Source organism: Streptomyces sp. NPDC048142, from assembly GCF_043202835.1.
GTDB lineage: Bacteria > Actinomycetota > Actinomycetes > Streptomycetales > Streptomycetaceae > Streptomyces.
The window spans coordinates 354,019-369,311 of record NZ_JBIDBC010000003.1; the positions used below are offsets into that span (position 1 = coordinate 354,019).

Genomic DNA, 15,293 nt, shown 5'->3' on the forward strand with positions numbered 1-15,293 from the left:
GCCGGGGCGCGGCCACTCCCGCCCGGCGCCCCGGCGCCCCGGCGCCCCGGCGCCGCCGTCAGAGCAGGGAGTCCAGCGGGACGGACGGGTCGGCGAGGGCTTCCGGGTCGTGCTGCTGCCGGGCCCGGACGAGCTCCTGGATCGTTTCGGTGACATCCCACACGTTGACGTTCATCCCGGCCAGGACGCGGCGGTCCTTCAGCCAGAAAGCGATGAACTCCCGCTTCCCGGCGTCGCCCCGGATGATCACCTCGTCGTAGGAGCCGGGCGGGGCCCAGCCGGAGTATTCGAGGCCCAGGTCGTACTGGTCGGAGAAGAAGTACGGGACGCGGTCGTACGTCACGTCCTGGCCGAGCATGGCGCGGGCGGCGGCCGGTCCGCTGTTCAGGGCGTTCGCCCAGTGCTCGACGCGCAGCCGGGCGCCCAGCAGCGGGTGGGCGGCGGCGGCGACGTCCCCGGCGGCGTAGATGTGCGGGTCGGAGGTGCGCAGCGAGGCGTCCACGGCGATGCCGCCGCCGTGGGCGCGCTCGGCCATCTCCAGTCCGGCCGCCTCGGCGAGGGCGGAGCGCGGGGCGGCGCCGATCGCGGCGAGGACGTCGTGGGCGGGGTGTTCCTCGCCGTCGTCGGTGCGGGCGGCGAGGACCATGCCGTCCTGGCCGGTGATCTCGGTGAGGCGGGCGCCGAAGTGGAAGCGGACGCCGTGTGCGCTGTGCAGTTCGGTGAAGATCTGGCCCAGTTCGGGGCCGATGACCTGGTGCAGGGGGGTGGGCTCGGCTTCGACGACGGTGACCTCGGCCCCGTAGCCACGGGCGGCGGCGGCGACCTCCAGGCCGATCCAGCCGGCTCCGGCGATGACCAGGTGGCCGTTGTCGCGGCCGAGGGCGGCGAGCACGTTGCGCAGCCGGTCGGCGTGGGCGAGGCGGCGCAGGTGGTGGACGCCGGCCAGGTCGGTGCCGGGGATGTCCAGGCGGCGCGGTTCGGAGCCGGTGGCCAGCAGCAGCTTGTCGTAGTGGATGACGGTGTTGTCGCCGAGCTGCACGGTCTTGGCGTACCGGTCGAGCGCGGTGACCGGCTGGCCGAGGTGCAGTTCGATGTCCGCGCCCGCGTACCAGGGGCGTTCGTGGGTGAAGACGCTGTCGCGTTCGGCCTTGCCGTCCAGGTAGCCCTTGGAGAGCGGCGGCCGTTCGTAGGGGTGGTCGCGCTCGTCGCCGATGAGGATCACCCGGCCGGTGAACCCTTCGGCGCGCAGCGTTTCGGCCGCCTTCGCCCCTGCGAGTCCTGCTCCGACGATGACGAACGTCTGGTGTGCGTCGACCACTTGATGCCTCCTCAGTGCTGTGCTGCGCGGCGCCCCCAGCTGCGAGCGTCCCGCACGCAGCGTGATGGCGAAAGAGGGAGTGCCCGGGACAGGTCACCCCCAGTGGTCAGGTTCCAGTCTGCCGGTCAGCCGCGGCGGGCGGTGAGCGCGGCGTGCAGGGATCGTGCGGAGGCATCGGTGAGTGCGGCGATCTGGTCGACGAGGACGCGCTTGCGGGCGTGGTCGTCGGGCGCCTGGTCGAACAGGGCGCGGAAGTGCGGTTCCAGGGCTTCGGGGGCGCGGGCGGTGAGGGCGGCGGCCAGCTCGGCGATCACGATGCGCTGGTCGGCGCGGATGGCCTCCTGCTCGGCGCGCTGCATCACGTAACGGTCGGCCACCGCTTTGAGCACCGCGCACTCGTGGCGCACCCCGCGCGGAACGACCAGCTCGGCGCCGTACCGCCCGAGGCGGCCGGGGCCGTACACCGCGCGGGTGGCGGTCTCGGCCGCCATGCAGAAACGGCCGATGAGCTGGCTGGTGGCGTCCTTCAGACGGGCCTGGGCCACGGCGGAGCCGTCGTAGCCGTGCGGCCACCAGTCCTGGTCGATCAGCCGGTCCAGAGCCTCGGACAGCTCCCGCGGGTCGGTCCCGGCCGGGACGTAGCGGCCGATGGCGACGGCCCAGATCTCCTCGCGCTCCGGCTCGGCGTAGAGGCAGTTGGGGTCGATGTGCCCGGCGTGCAGCCCGTCCTCGAAGTCGTGCACGCTGTACGCCACGTCGTCGGACCAGTCCATGACCTGGGCTTCGAAGCAGGTGCGGTCCTCGGGGGCGCCCTCGCGGGCCCAGGCGAAGACCGGGAGGTCATCGGCGTACACCCCGAACTTGGCGGAGTGCGGGTCGGTGGGGTGCTCGCCGCGCGGCCAGGGGTACTTGGTGGCGGCGTCCAGGGCGGCCCGGGTCAGGTTGAGGCCGACGCTGACCAGATCGCCGGTGCGCGGGTCGCGGACGAAACGCTTGGGCTCCAGGCGGGTCAGCAGGCGCAGCGACTGGGCGTTGCCCTCGAAGCCGCCGCAGTCGGAGGCGAAGTCGTCGATCGCCTGTTCGCCGTTGTGGCCGAACGGCGGGTGGCCCATGTCGTGGGCCAGGCAGGCCGTCTCGACCAGGTCCGGGTCGCAGCCGAGGACCGCGCCCAGCTCGCGGCCGACCTGGGCGCACTCCAGGGAGTGGGTGAGCCGGGTGCGGGGGCTGGCGTCCCAGACGAGGGAGCGGGTGCCGGGCGTCACCACCTGGGTCTTGCCGGCGAGCCGGCGCAGGGCGGCGGAGTGCAGGACCCGGGCGCGGTCGCGCTGGAAGGCGGTGCGGCCGGGGCGCTTGTCCTCCTCGGTGTCGAAGCGCTCGGTGTCGGCGAAGCCGTAGGGGCTCGCGGCCCGGCGCGCAGTCGGTCCGGCCGGTCCGGTGTGCGTGCCCTGTCCGCTGTGCGTGCCGTGGGTGCTCTGGGCACTGTGTGCACTCTGTGTCCCGTGCGTGCCGTGTGTGCCGTGTGTGCCGTGTGCCGGATCTGCCCCGTGTGCGCCCTGTGTGCCGTCCATGGTTCCGACAGTAGCGACCGGGACCGACAACGTGGCGTGAGCGGGCCCGGGATGTCAGGCGGAAGCGAGCAGGGGCGCCGCGTCGGCCGGGCACTCCCTGGACAGTGCCTGGTCGTAGCGGTGCAGCACGAGGCGGGCCATCGCCGGGTGCGCGCCGAGCGGGGCGGCGGCCCGGCGCGGTGCGGCGTCGGCGCAGGCGCTCGCGAAGCGGCCGGGGGCGGTGAAGTACGAGGCGACGAAGACCCGGTGGCGGCCTCGGGCGGCCAGCGTGCGCAGGGCGGCCGGGACGGTGGGCGTGGCGGCGGACGCGTACGCGGGGACGACGGGTGCACCGAGGCGTTCGGCGAGCATACGGGCGGTGCGCCGGGTGTCCTGGGCCGAGTCGGGATCGCGGGATCCGGCGGCGGCGAGGACCACGGCCGCGCCCCGGCCGCCCCGGTCGGCGGGGTCCCAGCCGGCTTCGACGAGCCGTCCGTACAGCGCCTCGACGAGCAGGGAGTGCGGCCCGAGGGGCGCGGCGATCCGGGTGCGTACACCGGGGGCGGCGGCCGAAGCGGCGGGTAGGTCGCGCTTGACGTGGTGGCCGCGCCCCAGGAGCAGCGGTACGAGGACGGCGTCGGCTCCGCGCAGGCCGTCCAGGGTGTCCGGGAGCAGCGGCCGGTTCAGCTCGATGTGGCCGAGCCGGACATCCAGGCCGGGGCGCAGTTCGCGTACCCGGTCCAGCAGGGCCAGCACGGTGCGCAGGGCCTCCGGATCGCGGCTGCCGTGCGCTACGGCGACCAGGGAGGGGGCGGGCGCGCCGCGCCGGTCCGGTGCGGGGCGGTCGGACTGCCGGGTGCGGTGCATGGGCCTGCGGGTTCCGTTCCGGGAGACGAGGCTGAGCTGGGCGCCGAGCCGGTCGGTGATACGGGTGAGGAGCTGCGCGGTGCTGTCGGGCATCGGGGGCGACTGGTGAGGCTGTTCCGGGGCCGGCTCCGTCATGGACCGATGGTGCCGGTCGGAGGTTGCCGGGCCGTTGCGCGAGGGTCACGAGCGTTTTCCGCCGCCTCACGGCGGGGACGGCAGCGGTGTGCGTACGCCGGTGCCGTCCGCTCCTCCGCCGGTGTCGTCCGCTCCCCTGCCAGTGCCGGATGCCACAAACGGGACGGCGGGCGAACCGGTGCGGCACTCCGGTCGTCAGGTGGGGTGAACGGACAAACGGATGAGTGGGGGTTCTGGTGCGCGGGAAGAGCGGAGAGAGCAGGGCGAGCGGGGCGAGAACGACGGTCCTCGGGCTGCTCGGGCGGCGGCTGAAGGTGCCCCGGCGGCCTGCCCGGTCCGCCCTGCGGCTGCCGAAGCGACCCGCCCTTCTGCGGCTGCCAGCCCGGTCCGCCGTTCTGCGGATGCCGCGCACCCGGCGGGCTCAACGGTGGCTGGTCCAGGGGCTGATGGCCGCCTGTGTGCTGGCCCTCGTGCCCGCGACCTGGATGCGGCTGGAGGCCGGCGACCGGGTGGGTACGACAGCCGAGGCTCCGGCGCGGGAGGTCGCCGTGGTGTTCGGCGCCGGGCTGTGGAACGGCCGGCCGACCCCGTACCTCGCGCACCGGCTGGACGCGGCGGCCGAGCTGTACCGCACCGGGAAGGTGAAGGTCGTCCTGGTCACCGGGGACAACAGCCGGGTGGAGTACGACGAACCGGACGCGATGCGCACGTACCTCACCGGGCGCGGGGTGCCCGACGAGCGGATCGTGAGCGACTACGCCGGATTCGACTCCTGGGACTCCTGCGTCCGGGCCAAGAAGATCTTCGGGGTGGACCGGGCGGTGCTGGTGAGCCAGGGCTTCCACATCCACCGGGCGGTCACCCTCTGCCGGTCCGCCGGGATCGACGCGTACGGCGTCGGGGTCGACGAGCCACGGGACTCCACCTGGTACTACGGCGGCGCCCGGGAGCTGGCGGCCTCGGGCAAGGCGGCCCTGGACGCCCTGTTCCGGCCCGACCCGCGCTTCCTGGGGCCGGAGGAGCCGGGCGTGACGGAGGCCCTGGCCGCCGGCGCACGCTGACGACCCGGGCCCCGGGCGGGGGGTGCACCCACTGACCGTCCGGGCCCCGGGCACAGGGCACACGGCACAGGGCACTCTGACCGTCCGGGCCCCGGGTCCTGGGCATAGCCCCGTTACGCCTGGCGGGTGAATCCCGACGTCAGGGGGAGCTCGGCGGGAGGCCCTCGGAGCCGCCCGGTGTGCGGCCGGTGGTCCACCGCCCCCCGGGGATGAGAGCGCCGCCGGTCCGCAGCGAGCGGGTGACGGCGGTCGCGGCGAGGTAGACCCAGGTCCGCACGGACTCGGCGGCGCCCGGCGCCCCCGTGGCCGGCAGCTCGACCTCGCGGACGACCCGTTCGTACAGGTTGCGCGGGTGGCCGGGGCCGAGGAACTCCTCCAGGTGGTCCAGCAGCCCGAGCAGTTCCCCGTACACCCCGGGCGCGGCGACGAGCAGGGTGCCGTGGACACGGCCGTGGCCGTCGATCGCGTACGGGTAGCCGGGGCCGTCGTAGAGCAGGGCCCGGGGCAGCACGGCCGGCCGCTCCCCCGCCGTGCGGCCCCGGAGGAACAGATCGTGGTTGGGTTCGCCCGGCAGCAGCGTCCCGTACACGAAGAAGGGCAGCTCGGCGGCGACGGGGCCGCCGGGGACGGGCGTGGTCACGGCCGCCGTCACAGGGCTGCCGGGGGCGCCGTCTCCGCCGTCACCCAGCCGAGGTAGCGGGCGCTGCCCCGGATCACCGGCAGAGCGATGATCTCCGGCGTGTCGTAGTCGTGCTCCCGCTGGAGGTGCTCCTCCAGTTCGTCGTAGCGTTCCGACGTCGTCTTGAAGAACACCTGCCACTCCTCGGTCGCCTCGATGGCGCTCTGCCACCGGTAGACGGAGGTGACGGGGGCGGAGATCTGCGCGCAGGCCGCCAGCCTGGCCTCCACCGCCGACCGGGCCAGGGCGTGCGCCTTGCCCTCGCTGTCGGTCGTGGTCAGTACGGTCAGCCATGCCGGCGGCGCTGTCATCGTCGGTCTCCTCGGAGTACGGCGGGTTCCTTGCCCGTGGGCCTTCGATGCGATTGTCGGCCCACGGAGCGTCAGGCGCCGTACGGATGGAGATTCCGGGCCGTGCGCAGGGCGGTTCCCCACCACACCAGCTGGTCCAGCAGCGTCTTGGCCGCCGCGTCGGCGCGCTCCGGGGCCAGATGGCGTCCCTCGTCGTCGAAGAGGGCGCCGGCGTTGTGGAAGGACACGGTGTCGCGGACGGTGACGGCGTGCAGTTCGGCGAAGACCTGCCGGAGCTGTTCGACGGCCCGCAGCCCGCCGGAGATGCCGCCGTAGCTGACGAAGGCGACGGGTTTGGCCTGCCATTCCGCGCTGTGCCAGTCGATGAGGCTCTTCAGCGGCGCGGGGAACGAGTGGTTGTACTCGGGCGTGAGCACGACGAAGGCGTCGGCCGCCGCGAGCCGGGCGGAGACCGCGCCGAGCCGCGCCGCCTCATCGGGCCCGGGGCTGAAGGTGATCGCGGTGGGCAGGTCGGCCTCGGCGACGTCGACCAGTTCGGTCTCGATACCGAAGTGCCCTGCCGCGCGGGCCAGGAACCAGTCGGCGACGACGGGCCCGAAGCGGCCGTCGCGGTTGCTGCCGAGAATGACGGCCACCTTGAGGGGGGCGGGCTCGGTGACGGACGTGGCGGGCGATGCGGATGCGGTCGTGATGTCCATGGCGTTGAGCCTTCCGCCTCAACCATGATTGAGGTCAAGCCCGTCCGCCCGGAGCCCATCCGCCCCGGGTCCGCCCGGAGCCCGACCATCCGGAATCCGTCCGTCCAGCCCAGTCCGACTCGACCCGACTCGACCCGACTCGACCCGGTCAGCACGCATACGGTGGCCGCATGACGACGTACCCGCCGAGCACACCCGTGCCCCACATCGAGTTCGACGGCCGGCCCGCCACCGAGGAGGATCTGCGGATCCCCGCGCTGTACGGCTTCGGTCACTTCACCGCCCTTCAGGTGCGGGACGGCCGGGTACGGGGTCTCGGGCCGCACCTCGCCCGGCTGGACGCCGCGAACCGGGAACTGTTCGCACTGCCGGTGGACGGTGACCGGGTGCGGGAGCTGGTCCGGCACGCCCTGGACGGCGCGGGGCGGCGGGACGCCTCGGTGCGGGTGAACGGTTACCTGCCGCCCGGCGCGACGCGCACGACCCTGATGGTGACGGTCCGGGAGCCCGCCGCCATGCCGTCCTGGGCGCGGAGCCTGATGTCGGTGCCGTACGCGCGCACGGCCCCGCACATCAAGCGGCCGGGCGAGTTCGGGCAGACGTACTACGGGATGCTGGCCGTGAGGGCGGGGTTCGACGAGGCGCTGCTGACCGCGCCGGGCGCAGTGGTGACCGAGGGGGCGACCACCAACATCGGCTTCTGGGACGGGGCTTCGGTGGTGTGGCCCGGCGCCCCGGCGCTCGCCGGCATCACGATGGCCCTGCTGGAACAGGGGCTGGCTCGGGCCGGGCGGCCGTCGGTGCGCCGCCCGGTGACGCTGGAGGGCCCGGACGGGGTGGGCCGCTACCGCTCCGCCTTCGTCTGCAACTCCCAGGGCATCGCGCCGGTGCGGCGGATCGACGGCATCGAGTTCGCGGTGGACGAGGAGCTGATGAGGGACCTGGGGGCGGCGTACGACAGCGCTCCGGAGGACGCCGTGTGAGACGCCCCGCACGGAAGTGCGGCAGGACGGAAGAGCGAGGGGCGGAAGGGCCGACGCCGCCCGCTCGGCCGTGCCGGACGATGGGGGGCATGCAGATCCATATCGAGGCCTCAGCCCTTCCCGGCCGCAGCTGCGGCCCGGACAGCGACTTCCCCGGGTACGAGAACATCCACGTCGGCGTCCAGCGCAAGGACCGGCCGGGCGAGTTGATCGGTCTGCACCCCGCGGACGCCCCCTCCGCCTCGTGGGTGCTCGACTGCACGGCCACCGCGACGGCGGACGGGATCGAGGTGGCGGGGCCGTTCGTCCAGAACCGGCTGGGCGGGCGGTTCGTCTATCTGTCGTGGGGCACGGTGGACGACGCCGGGGTCTTCACCATGTTCCGGCGCGCCAAGCTGATGTTCGACGACATCGCCCCGGACGTCCTCGAAGCCGCCGCGCGCACCGGGCACCTCACCGGGCGGCTCGGGCTCACCGACGCCAAGGGACAGCCACTGTGCGCCCGGGTGCGCCCGCCGCAGATCGCCTGGAGCGCCACGGACGGGCCGGGCTGAGCGGGCGGGCGGGCGGGCGGGACAGGCTGGGCAGGCAGGCAGGCAGGCAGGCAGGCAGACGAGGCGTAACCGCCCGAAACCGGGGGCGGATCCGGCACCGCCTCCACCGGTCCAGGGGGGAGTGGACCGGTGGAGGCGGGCGCCGTGGGGGGCGGGGATGTGTCCCGTGGGGGGGTGTATTGCATGTGCCCGGGGCTCGCGATGCCATTCATGTGACCTGCGTCACACCACACATGCGCGCCTCACCCGATCGGCACCCGGACCGACAGTACGGACCGAACGGCCCAGCCGCACCGCCGCCACCTGCGGTGATCCATTCCGGCAAGGGTGCCGCGCCGGTCCGTACGGGTGAAAGCTGACCTGGCGTCAGAAGGCGTGGCGGGCCGCACCCCCGTTGGCTCGGGTCAGGACACACCCGCTCGCGCCGTCTGCCCGGAGGATCCCCATGCGCAGTCCTGCCCGCCTCGTGACCGGCACCGTCGGTGCCGCGTTCACCGTCATCGCGTTCGGTCTCACCGCCGCCGCTCCGTCCGCGTACGCGGGTGACTTCGGCCGTCTGGAGATCACCCCGGCGACCGCGGCCCCCGGCGCCACCGTCACCGTGAACACCACCGCCTGCGGCAAGAAGGGCTCGGGCATCGGTGACGCGAACTCCCTGGACGCCGGGGACTTCGAGGTACGCCCCGGCACCCACAAGGAGGTCGTGGTCGGCCGGTTCACCGTGCCGCACGACACCCGGGCCGGCACCTACGAGATCATCGTCTCCTGCGACAACGGCAAGGACGCGGTCGGCGACCTCAGGGTGATCGGCGGCGGCAAGCCCATCCCCGACCGCCCGTCCGGCCATGTGCGGACCGGCGTCGGCGGCAGCGTCGAACCGGACTCCACGCAGGTCGCCCTCGGCGTCGGCGTGATCGGGCTGGCGGCCGTCGGCGGGCTGTGGCTGCTGCGCCGCCGCTCCGAGGGCACCGAAGGAAGCTGAACCTCCGCTTCCCCCCTGACCGGGCGGGGCGCGTCCCCGAGCGCGCCCCGTCCGCCCCGGACCACCGACCGAGGACGACGCCGTGTCACCGAGCGCGCAGAAGGCCAAGGGCTGGCTGGTGGGCATCGCCGTGCTGTGCGGCATCTGGCTCATCCAGAACGGCCCCGGCGGCCAGCTGATCCCGCCGCAGCCCTCCAGCGCCCAGGCGTTCACCGCCGGGCCCCAGCTCCAGCCCGGCTCCCCGGTCGCCGAGCCGCTGCACCCCTCCGAGCCGGTCCGCATCCGCATCCCGAGCATCGACGTGGACGCCCCGATGACCCGGCTGGGGCTGGCCGCCGACGGCAGCCTCGACGTACCGCCGGACGAGGACCGCAACCTCGCGGGCTGGTACGGGGACGGCGTCCCGCCCGGCGCGCAGGGCACCGCGATCGTCGCGGGGCACGTGGACAACGCGGACGGCCCGTCCGTCTTCTACGCCCTGGGGGCCCTGACCAAGGGGACCACGGTCGAGGTGGTCCGCCAGGACGGGCGCACGGCCGTCTTCTCGATCGACGCCATCGAGGTCTACGACAACGACGACTTTCCCGACCAGCGCGTCTACGGCGACTCTCCGCACGCGTCGCTCCGGCTGATCACCTGCGGCGGCGGGTTCTCCGAGGAGACCGGCTACCAGGGCAACGTGGTGGCGTACGCGCACCTCACCGACGTGCGGTGAACGCGCCGTCCCGGAACGCCCAGGGCTGTCCCGCGATCCCCGGCGGGCGAGCCCCTACGCGTTCCACTGGTCGAAGCCCAGCTTGGCGACCAGCGAGAACACCACCGTCAGCAGCACCGCCCGGACGAAGCCGCTCCCCCGGCTCAGCGCCATCCGGGCCCCGATCATCCCGCCCGCCAGGTTGAACACCGCCATCACGGCCGCGAGCTGCCACAGCACCGTGCCCTGGTACGCGAACATCGCCAGCGCCCCCGCGTTGGTGCACACGTTGACGATCTTCGCGGTGGCCGAGGCGGTCACCAGGTCCAGGTGCAGCACGGCGGTCAGGGCCAGCACCAGGAAGGTGCCGGTGCCCGGCCCGAACAGCCCGTCGTAGAAGCCGATCCCGCCACCGACCAGAACGATCGCGGTGACGACCCGGGCCCGGCCGGCCGGCCGGTCCGTGCCGTCGCCCGCCGCGGCCGTACCGAAGGACGGGCGCAGCATCACGAAGGCCGCGACCCCCAGCAGCACCACCATGATCACCGGGCGGAGCGCCTCGCTGCTGATCCCGGCGGCGAAGAACGCCCCGGCCATCGACCCGGCGAGCGCCATCAGACCGACCCGCACCGCCAGCCCCACCCGTACCGGGGCCTTGCGCAGGAAGGTGACGGCCGCGCCCGAGGTGCCCACGATCGCGACGGCCTTGTTGGTGCCGAGGACATGGGCCGCCGAAACGTGCGGCAGGCCGAGCAGCAGCGCGGGCAGGAGCAGCAGTCCGCCGCCGCCCACCACCGCGTCGATCCAGCCCGCGGCGGCCGCGGCGAGGCAGAGGAGGATCAGGGTCGTCAGGGGTATGTCAGGCACGCCCCGACCTTAAGGGCTGCCCCTCCTCTCCCCTCCCCTCCCCCTGTCCGCCCGCGCCCGGCCCCTCACAGGGCCCCCGCGCGGGCGCTGAGCGCAAGGTTCCGCCCGGGAAACAGGCGGGATGCGGCCGGGTAACACCTCCCGCCCAGTCTCATGGCATGAGGACAACCGACGGAGGCCACTGAGATGCCGGAGCCCACCTTCGACCCGCGCACCACCGCCGCCGCCCCGAACGGCACGGCGCACACCGCCCTGCCCACGATCGTGGTCGTCGGGCACGGCATGGTCGGCCAGCGGTTCCTGGAGGCCCTGGCCGACCGCGGGCTGACCCCGGCGGCCGGCGCCGCCCGGGTCGTCGTGCTCTGCGAGGAGCCCCGGCCCGCCTACGACCGGGTGCGGCTCACCTCGTACTTCGACGGGCGCAGCCCCGAGGACCTCTCGCTGGTGGCGCCGGACTTCATGGACCGGCACGGCATCGAGCTGTACGTCGGGGACCCGGCGACAGGCATCGACCGGGCGGAGCGGACGGTGACCGCGCGGTCCGGGGCGGTGTTCCCGTACGACACGCTGGTGCTGGCGACGGGTTCGTACCCCTTCGTGCCGCCGGTGCCGGGGAAGGACGCCCGGGGCTGCTTCGTGTACCGGACCATCGAGGACCTGCTCGCGATCGAGGAGTACGCGAAGGGCGCGGTCACCGGTGCGGTGGTGGGCGGCGGGCTGCTCGGTCTGGAGGCGGCGGGGGCGCTGAAGGGGCTCGGGCTGAGCACCCATGTGGTGGAGTTCGCGCCCCGGCTGATGCCGGTCCAGGTGGACGAGGGCGGCGGCGCGGCGCTGCTGCGCACGATCGAGGAGATGGGACTGACCGTCCACACGGGGGTCGGTACGCAGGAGGTCACCGCCGGGGAGGACGGGGCGGTGAACGGGATGGCCCTGTCGGACGGTTCCTCGCTCGCCACCGACCTGGTGGTCTTCTCGGCGGGCGTGCGGCCCCGCGACCAGCTGGCCCGGGAGTGCGGTCTGGCGGTCGGGGAACGCGGCGGGATCGTCGTGGACGAGGAGTGCCGGACGTCGGACCCGGCGGTGTTCGCGATCGGCGAGTGCGCGCTGGCCGCCGACGGCCGGGTGTACGGGCTGGTGGCGCCGGGCTACGAGATGGCCCAGGCGGCGGCCGAGGTGATCGCGGGCGGGCGGTCCGCGTTCACGGGAGCGGACCTGTCGACGAAGCTGAAGCTGCTCGGCGTGGACGTGGCCTCGTTCGGCGACGCGCACGGGGCGGCCGACGGGGCACTCGACGTCGTCTACTCCGACGCCCGGTCGGGGATCTACAAGAAGCTGGTGATCGGGCCGGACGGGACGCTGCTGGGCGGGGTGCTGGTCGGGGACGCGGACCAGTACGGCACGCTGCGGCCGATGACGGGCACGGTACTGCCGGTGGCCCCGGAGCAGCTGGTGCTGCCGGCCGGGGCGGGCGGCCCGGTGGCGCTCGGCCCGTCCGCGCTGCCGGACGAGGCGGTCATCTGCTCCTGCCACAACGTGACCAAGGGCGCGGTCTGCGAGCACACCACGCTGCCCGAGGTGAAGAAGTGCACCAAGGCCGGTACGGGCTGCGGCAGTTGCCTGAAGGTGATCGGGCAGCTGATGCCGCCGCCCGAGGACGCGGGGCTGTGCGGCTGCTTCCCGTACAGCCGCAGCGAGCTGTACGAGATCGTCCGCACCCTGGAGGTCACCTCGTTCGTGGAGCTGCTCGACTCGCACGGCCGCGAGGAGGCGCGGGGCGGGGACGGCTGCGAGGTCTGCAAGCCGACGGTCGGCTCGGTCATCGCCTCGCTCGCCCCCACGGTCGGCGCGAGCGGCTATGTGCTGGACGGTGAGCAGGCGGCACTCCAGGACACCAACGACCATTTTCTGGCCAACCTCCAGCGCAACGGGTCGTATTCGATCGTGCCGCGTATCCCCGGCGGCGAGGTCACCCCGGAGAAGCTCATCGTGATCGGCGAGGTGGCCCGCGACTTCGGCCTCTACACGAAGATCACCGGCGGCCAGCGCATCGACCTCTTCGGCGCCCGCGTCGACCAGCTGCCGCTGATCTGGACCCGGCTGGTGGACGCGGGCTTCGAGTCCGGGCACGCGTACGGGAAGTCGCTGCGTACGGTCAAGTCCTGTGTGGGGCAGACCTGGTGCCGCTACGGCGTGCAGGACTCGGTGAAGATGGCGATCGATCTGGAGCTGCGCTACCGGGGGCTGCGCTCCCCGCACAAGCTGAAGTCGGCGGTCTCCGGCTGCGCCCGCGAGTGCGCGGAGGCCCGGAGCAAGGACTTCGGGATCATCGCCACCGCCCAGGGCTGGAATCTGTACGTCGGCGGCAACGGCGGGGCCACCCCGCGCCACGCGGACCTGCTGGCCCAGGATCTGTCGGATGCCGAACTGGTGCGGCTGATCGACCGGTTCCTGATGTTCTACATCCGCACCGCCGACCGCCTGGAGCGCACCTCGGCCTGGCTGGAGCGGATCGACGGCGGCCTGGACCACGTCCGGGACGTGGTCGTCCACGACTCGCTGGGGCTCTGCGAGGAGCTGGAGCGGCTGATGGCCGACCATGTCGCGGGCTACCGCGACGAGTGGGCCGAGACCATCAACGACCCGGAACGGCTGCGTCGCTTCGTCACGTTCGTCAACGCCCCCGACGCCCCCGACCCCTCGGTGAAGTTCGTTCCGGAGCGGGACCAGATCAAGCCGGATCTGGAACTGCTCGCGGGACCCGTACTCGCCGTCCGCACCCTCGAAGGGACCGCATCCTGATGACCACCGCGACGATCACGACAGCACAGGGCACCGGATCCGTCCGGCTCGCCCACGGGAAGGACTGGCTGACGGTCTGCGCACGGGGGGCGCTGATCCCCGGGCGGGGTGTCGCGGTGCTGCTGCCGGACGGGGACCAGGCGGCCGTCTTCATGGACCGGGCCGGCCAGGTGTACGCGATCGGCAACCGGGATCCGTTCACCGGGGCGTACGTCCTCTCGCGCGGGCTGCTCGGCTCCGCGGCCGGCCGGCCGTTCGTGGCCTCTCCGCTGCTGAAGCAGCGCTTCGACCTGGCGACGGGCGCGTGCCTGGACGACGAGGGGGCGGCGGTGCCGGTCTTCACCGTACGGGCGGACTGAGCGCCCCGGGGACCGGTGCGCAGGCCGCGGAGGGGCGGCCTGCGCAACCCCTCCGCCGCCCGTTCACCCTCTCTTGACGCCCTGTCAACTCCGTACTCCTACAGTCCTGGGGCGCGACCCGCCGGTCCGTCCGGAGCGGCGGGCCTCACTCATGCGGGAGTGATCGTGGAACGTCGGACCTTCTTGCGCACCGCGGTGATCGGCAGCTCGGCGGCGGCCTTCGGCGGCACGCTGTGGCGGGGCGCCGCCTTCGCCGACCCGGCCCAGCCGGCCCCCGGCCCGTACGGCGCCCTCCAGCCGGCCAACAGCGACGGCATCAGGCTGCCGAGCGGCTTCACCAGCCGTGTCGTCGCCCGCTCCGGGCAGACCGTGCCCGGCACCTCCTACCGCTGGCACAGCGCGCCCGACGGCGGCGCGACGTACGCCGACGGCTCGGGCTGGATCTACGTCTCCAACGCCGAGGTGTCCCCGCGGAGCGGGGGCGGGGCGAGCGCGGTGCGGTTCGACTCCTCCGGGTCGGTGACCTCCGCGTACCGGATCCTGTCCGGCACGAACAACAACTGCGCGGGCGGCGCCACCCCGTGGAACACCTGGCTGTCCTGCGAGGAGGTCACCCGGGGGTATGTGTACGAGACCGATCCCTGGGGCGTGAACGCGGCGGTGCGGCGTCCGGCGATGGGCCGTTTCAAGCACGAGGCGGCCGCCGCCGACCCGGACCACGGTTACGTCTATCTCACCGAGGACGAGAGCGACGGCCGCTTCTACCGCTTCCGGCCCACGACCTGGGGGGACCTGTCGAGCGGCACGCTTCAGGTCCTGGTGGCGGGCTCGGCCACCTCCACCCCGGTGACCTGGGCGAATGTGCCGGACCCGGCCGCTTCCTCCACCCAGACCCGGAACCAGGTGTCCGGGGCGAAGGTCTTCAACGGCGGTGAGGGCTGCTTCTACGCGGCGGGCACCTGCTGGTTCACCACCAAGGGCGACAACCGGGTGTGGGCGTACGACGCGGACGCCTCGTCGATCTCGCTCGTCTACGACGACTCGCTGGTGACGGGCGGGACGCCCCCGCTGACCGGCGTGGACAACGTCACCCGGTCCGGATCCGGTGACCTCTACATCGCCGAGGACGGCGGGAACATGGAGATCTGCCTGATCACGCCGGACGACACGGTGGCCCCGTTCCTGCGGATCACCGGCCAGTCCCGCTCGGAGATCACCGGGCCCGCGTTCTCGCCGGACGGCGGGCGGCTCTACTTCTCCTCGCAGCGCGGGACCAGCGGACGGTCCTCCGGGGGCATCACGTACGAGGTGAAGGGGCCCTTCCGCAGCTGACGGCTGCTCCGGCCGGGGGCTGCTCCGGCCTGGGGCTGCTCCGGCCGGGGGGCGGCTTTCGGCCACTGATCGCGGGCCGGGGCGCCTCCGGGCGGCGGGCCGGGCCG

The 15,293-nt window shown here is 73.6% G+C and carries 15 protein-coding genes; 8 read left to right on the forward strand and 7 right to left on the reverse strand.

The window, feature by feature from the left end:
* Positions 1 to 58: 58 nt before the first annotated feature.
* The 3 genes from ACGF2Y_RS06450 to ACGF2Y_RS06460 form a co-directional block, all read right to left on the reverse strand.
* Complete coding sequence (locus ACGF2Y_RS06450) at positions 59 to 1,318, reverse strand: NAD(P)/FAD-dependent oxidoreductase (RefSeq protein WP_392943552.1); 1,260 nt, start codon at positions 1,316 to 1,318, stop codon at positions 59 to 61.
* Positions 1,319 to 1,443: 125 nt separating this feature from the next.
* Positions 1,444 to 2,886, reverse strand: a complete 1,443-nt coding sequence (locus tag ACGF2Y_RS06455; RefSeq protein ID WP_392943553.1) for a deoxyguanosinetriphosphate triphosphohydrolase — start codon at positions 2,884 to 2,886, stop codon at positions 1,444 to 1,446.
* Positions 2,887 to 2,940: 54 nt separating this feature from the next.
* Positions 2,941 to 3,867 (reverse strand): sirohydrochlorin chelatase, encoded by a 927-nt coding sequence (locus tag ACGF2Y_RS06460; RefSeq protein ID WP_392943554.1) that lies wholly within the window; start codon positions 3,865 to 3,867, stop codon positions 2,941 to 2,943.
* A 224-nt stretch (positions 3,868 to 4,091) separates the two neighbouring features.
* Here ACGF2Y_RS06460 and ACGF2Y_RS06465 point away from each other — a divergent pair, with 224 nt between their 5' ends.
* Complete coding sequence (locus ACGF2Y_RS06465) at positions 4,092 to 4,928, forward strand: vancomycin high temperature exclusion protein (RefSeq protein ID WP_392943555.1); 837 nt, start codon at positions 4,092 to 4,094, stop codon at positions 4,926 to 4,928.
* A 139-nt stretch (positions 4,929 to 5,067) separates the two neighbouring features.
* On the opposite strand, the gene ACGF2Y_RS06470 is transcribed toward ACGF2Y_RS06465, so the two are convergent.
* From ACGF2Y_RS06470 to ACGF2Y_RS06480, 3 genes are all read right to left on the reverse strand, one after another.
* Positions 5,068 to 5,580, reverse strand: coding sequence for a gamma-glutamylcyclotransferase family protein (locus ACGF2Y_RS06470; protein WP_392943556.1), 513 nt, complete (start codon positions 5,578 to 5,580; stop codon positions 5,068 to 5,070).
* A complete protein-coding gene (cutA, locus tag ACGF2Y_RS06475; protein ID WP_392943557.1) occupies positions 5,577 to 5,918 on the reverse strand; it encodes a divalent-cation tolerance protein CutA in 342 nt (113 codons plus the stop codon). Before cutA ends, ACGF2Y_RS06470 begins: the two co-directional genes overlap by 4 nt.
* Before the next feature lie 71 nt (positions 5,919 to 5,989).
* Positions 5,990 to 6,616 carry an NADPH-dependent FMN reductase gene (locus tag ACGF2Y_RS06480; RefSeq protein WP_392943558.1) on the reverse strand — a complete coding sequence of 209 codons (627 nt, stop codon included), beginning with the start codon at positions 6,614 to 6,616 and terminating at the stop codon, positions 5,990 to 5,992.
* 170 nt (positions 6,617 to 6,786) lie between these two features.
* On the opposite strand from ACGF2Y_RS06480, the gene ACGF2Y_RS06485 reads away from it, so the two are divergent.
* The 4 genes from ACGF2Y_RS06485 to ACGF2Y_RS06500 all read left to right on the forward strand — a co-directional run bounded on the left by ACGF2Y_RS06485 (position 6,787) and on the right by ACGF2Y_RS06500 (position 9,850).
* Positions 6,787 to 7,599, forward strand: a complete 813-nt coding sequence (locus tag ACGF2Y_RS06485; protein ID WP_392943559.1) for an aminotransferase class IV family protein — start codon at positions 6,787 to 6,789, stop codon at positions 7,597 to 7,599.
* Between the two features lie 89 nt (positions 7,600 to 7,688).
* A complete protein-coding gene (locus ACGF2Y_RS06490) occupies positions 7,689 to 8,153 on the forward strand; it encodes a DUF5990 family protein (RefSeq protein ID WP_392943560.1) in 465 nt (154 codons plus the stop codon).
* A gap of 445 nt (positions 8,154 to 8,598) precedes the next feature.
* Positions 8,599 to 9,135 (forward strand): hypothetical protein, encoded by a 537-nt coding sequence (locus tag ACGF2Y_RS06495; RefSeq protein WP_392943561.1) that lies wholly within the window; start codon positions 8,599 to 8,601, stop codon positions 9,133 to 9,135.
* An 82-nt stretch (positions 9,136 to 9,217) separates the two neighbouring features.
* Positions 9,218 to 9,850 carry a class F sortase gene (locus ACGF2Y_RS06500; RefSeq protein ID WP_392943562.1) on the forward strand — a complete coding sequence of 211 codons (633 nt, stop codon included), beginning with the start codon at positions 9,218 to 9,220 and terminating at the stop codon, positions 9,848 to 9,850.
* A gap of 54 nt (positions 9,851 to 9,904) precedes the next feature.
* Here ACGF2Y_RS06500 and ACGF2Y_RS06505 read toward each other — a convergent pair whose 3' ends face one another.
* Positions 9,905 to 10,696 carry a TSUP family transporter gene (locus tag ACGF2Y_RS06505; RefSeq protein WP_392943563.1) on the reverse strand — a complete coding sequence of 264 codons (792 nt, stop codon included), beginning with the start codon at positions 10,694 to 10,696 and terminating at the stop codon, positions 9,905 to 9,907.
* A gap of 186 nt (positions 10,697 to 10,882) precedes the next feature.
* Here ACGF2Y_RS06505 and nirB point away from each other — a divergent pair, with 186 nt between their 5' ends.
* From nirB to ACGF2Y_RS06520, 3 genes are all read left to right on the forward strand, one after another.
* On the forward strand, positions 10,883 to 13,495 hold the full coding sequence (gene nirB, locus ACGF2Y_RS06510; protein WP_392943564.1) for a nitrite reductase large subunit NirB: 2,613 nt from the start codon (positions 10,883 to 10,885) through the stop codon (positions 13,493 to 13,495).
* Positions 13,495 to 13,854: a nitrite reductase small subunit NirD gene (gene nirD / locus ACGF2Y_RS06515; protein WP_392943565.1), complete on the forward strand. Its 360-nt coding sequence runs from the start codon at positions 13,495 to 13,497 to the stop codon at positions 13,852 to 13,854. Before nirB ends, nirD begins: the two co-directional genes overlap by 1 nt.
* A 165-nt stretch (positions 13,855 to 14,019) precedes the next feature.
* Positions 14,020 to 15,186 (forward strand): alkaline phosphatase PhoX, encoded by a 1,167-nt coding sequence (locus ACGF2Y_RS06520; RefSeq protein ID WP_392943566.1) that lies wholly within the window; start codon positions 14,020 to 14,022, stop codon positions 15,184 to 15,186.
* The last annotated feature ends 107 nt before the right edge of the window (positions 15,187 to 15,293 follow it).

Excerpts from the sequence above, each read along its gene's own strand:
- ACGF2Y_RS06455 (WP_392943553.1), bottom strand. The coding sequence starts at position 2,886 with ATGGACGGCACACAGGGCGCACACGGGGCAGATCCGGCACACGGCACA.
- ACGF2Y_RS06460 (WP_392943554.1), bottom strand. The coding sequence starts at position 3,867 with ATGACGGAGCCGGCCCCGGAACAGCCTCACCAGTCGCCCCCGATGCCC.
- cutA (WP_392943557.1), bottom strand. The coding sequence starts at position 5,918 with ATGACAGCGCCGCCGGCATGGCTGACCGTACTGACCACGACCGACAGC.
- ACGF2Y_RS06480 (WP_392943558.1), bottom strand. The coding sequence starts at position 6,616 with ATGGACATCACGACCGCATCCGCATCGCCCGCCACGTCCGTCACCGAG.
- ACGF2Y_RS06485 (WP_392943559.1), top strand. The coding sequence starts at position 6,787 with ATGACGACGTACCCGCCGAGCACACCCGTGCCCCACATCGAGTTCGAC.
- ACGF2Y_RS06490 (WP_392943560.1), top strand. The coding sequence starts at position 7,689 with ATGCAGATCCATATCGAGGCCTCAGCCCTTCCCGGCCGCAGCTGCGGC.
- ACGF2Y_RS06495 (WP_392943561.1), top strand. The coding sequence starts at position 8,599 with ATGCGCAGTCCTGCCCGCCTCGTGACCGGCACCGTCGGTGCCGCGTTC.
- nirB (WP_392943564.1), top strand. The coding sequence starts at position 10,883 with ATGCCGGAGCCCACCTTCGACCCGCGCACCACCGCCGCCGCCCCGAAC.
- nirD (WP_392943565.1), top strand. The coding sequence starts at position 13,495 with ATGACCACCGCGACGATCACGACAGCACAGGGCACCGGATCCGTCCGG.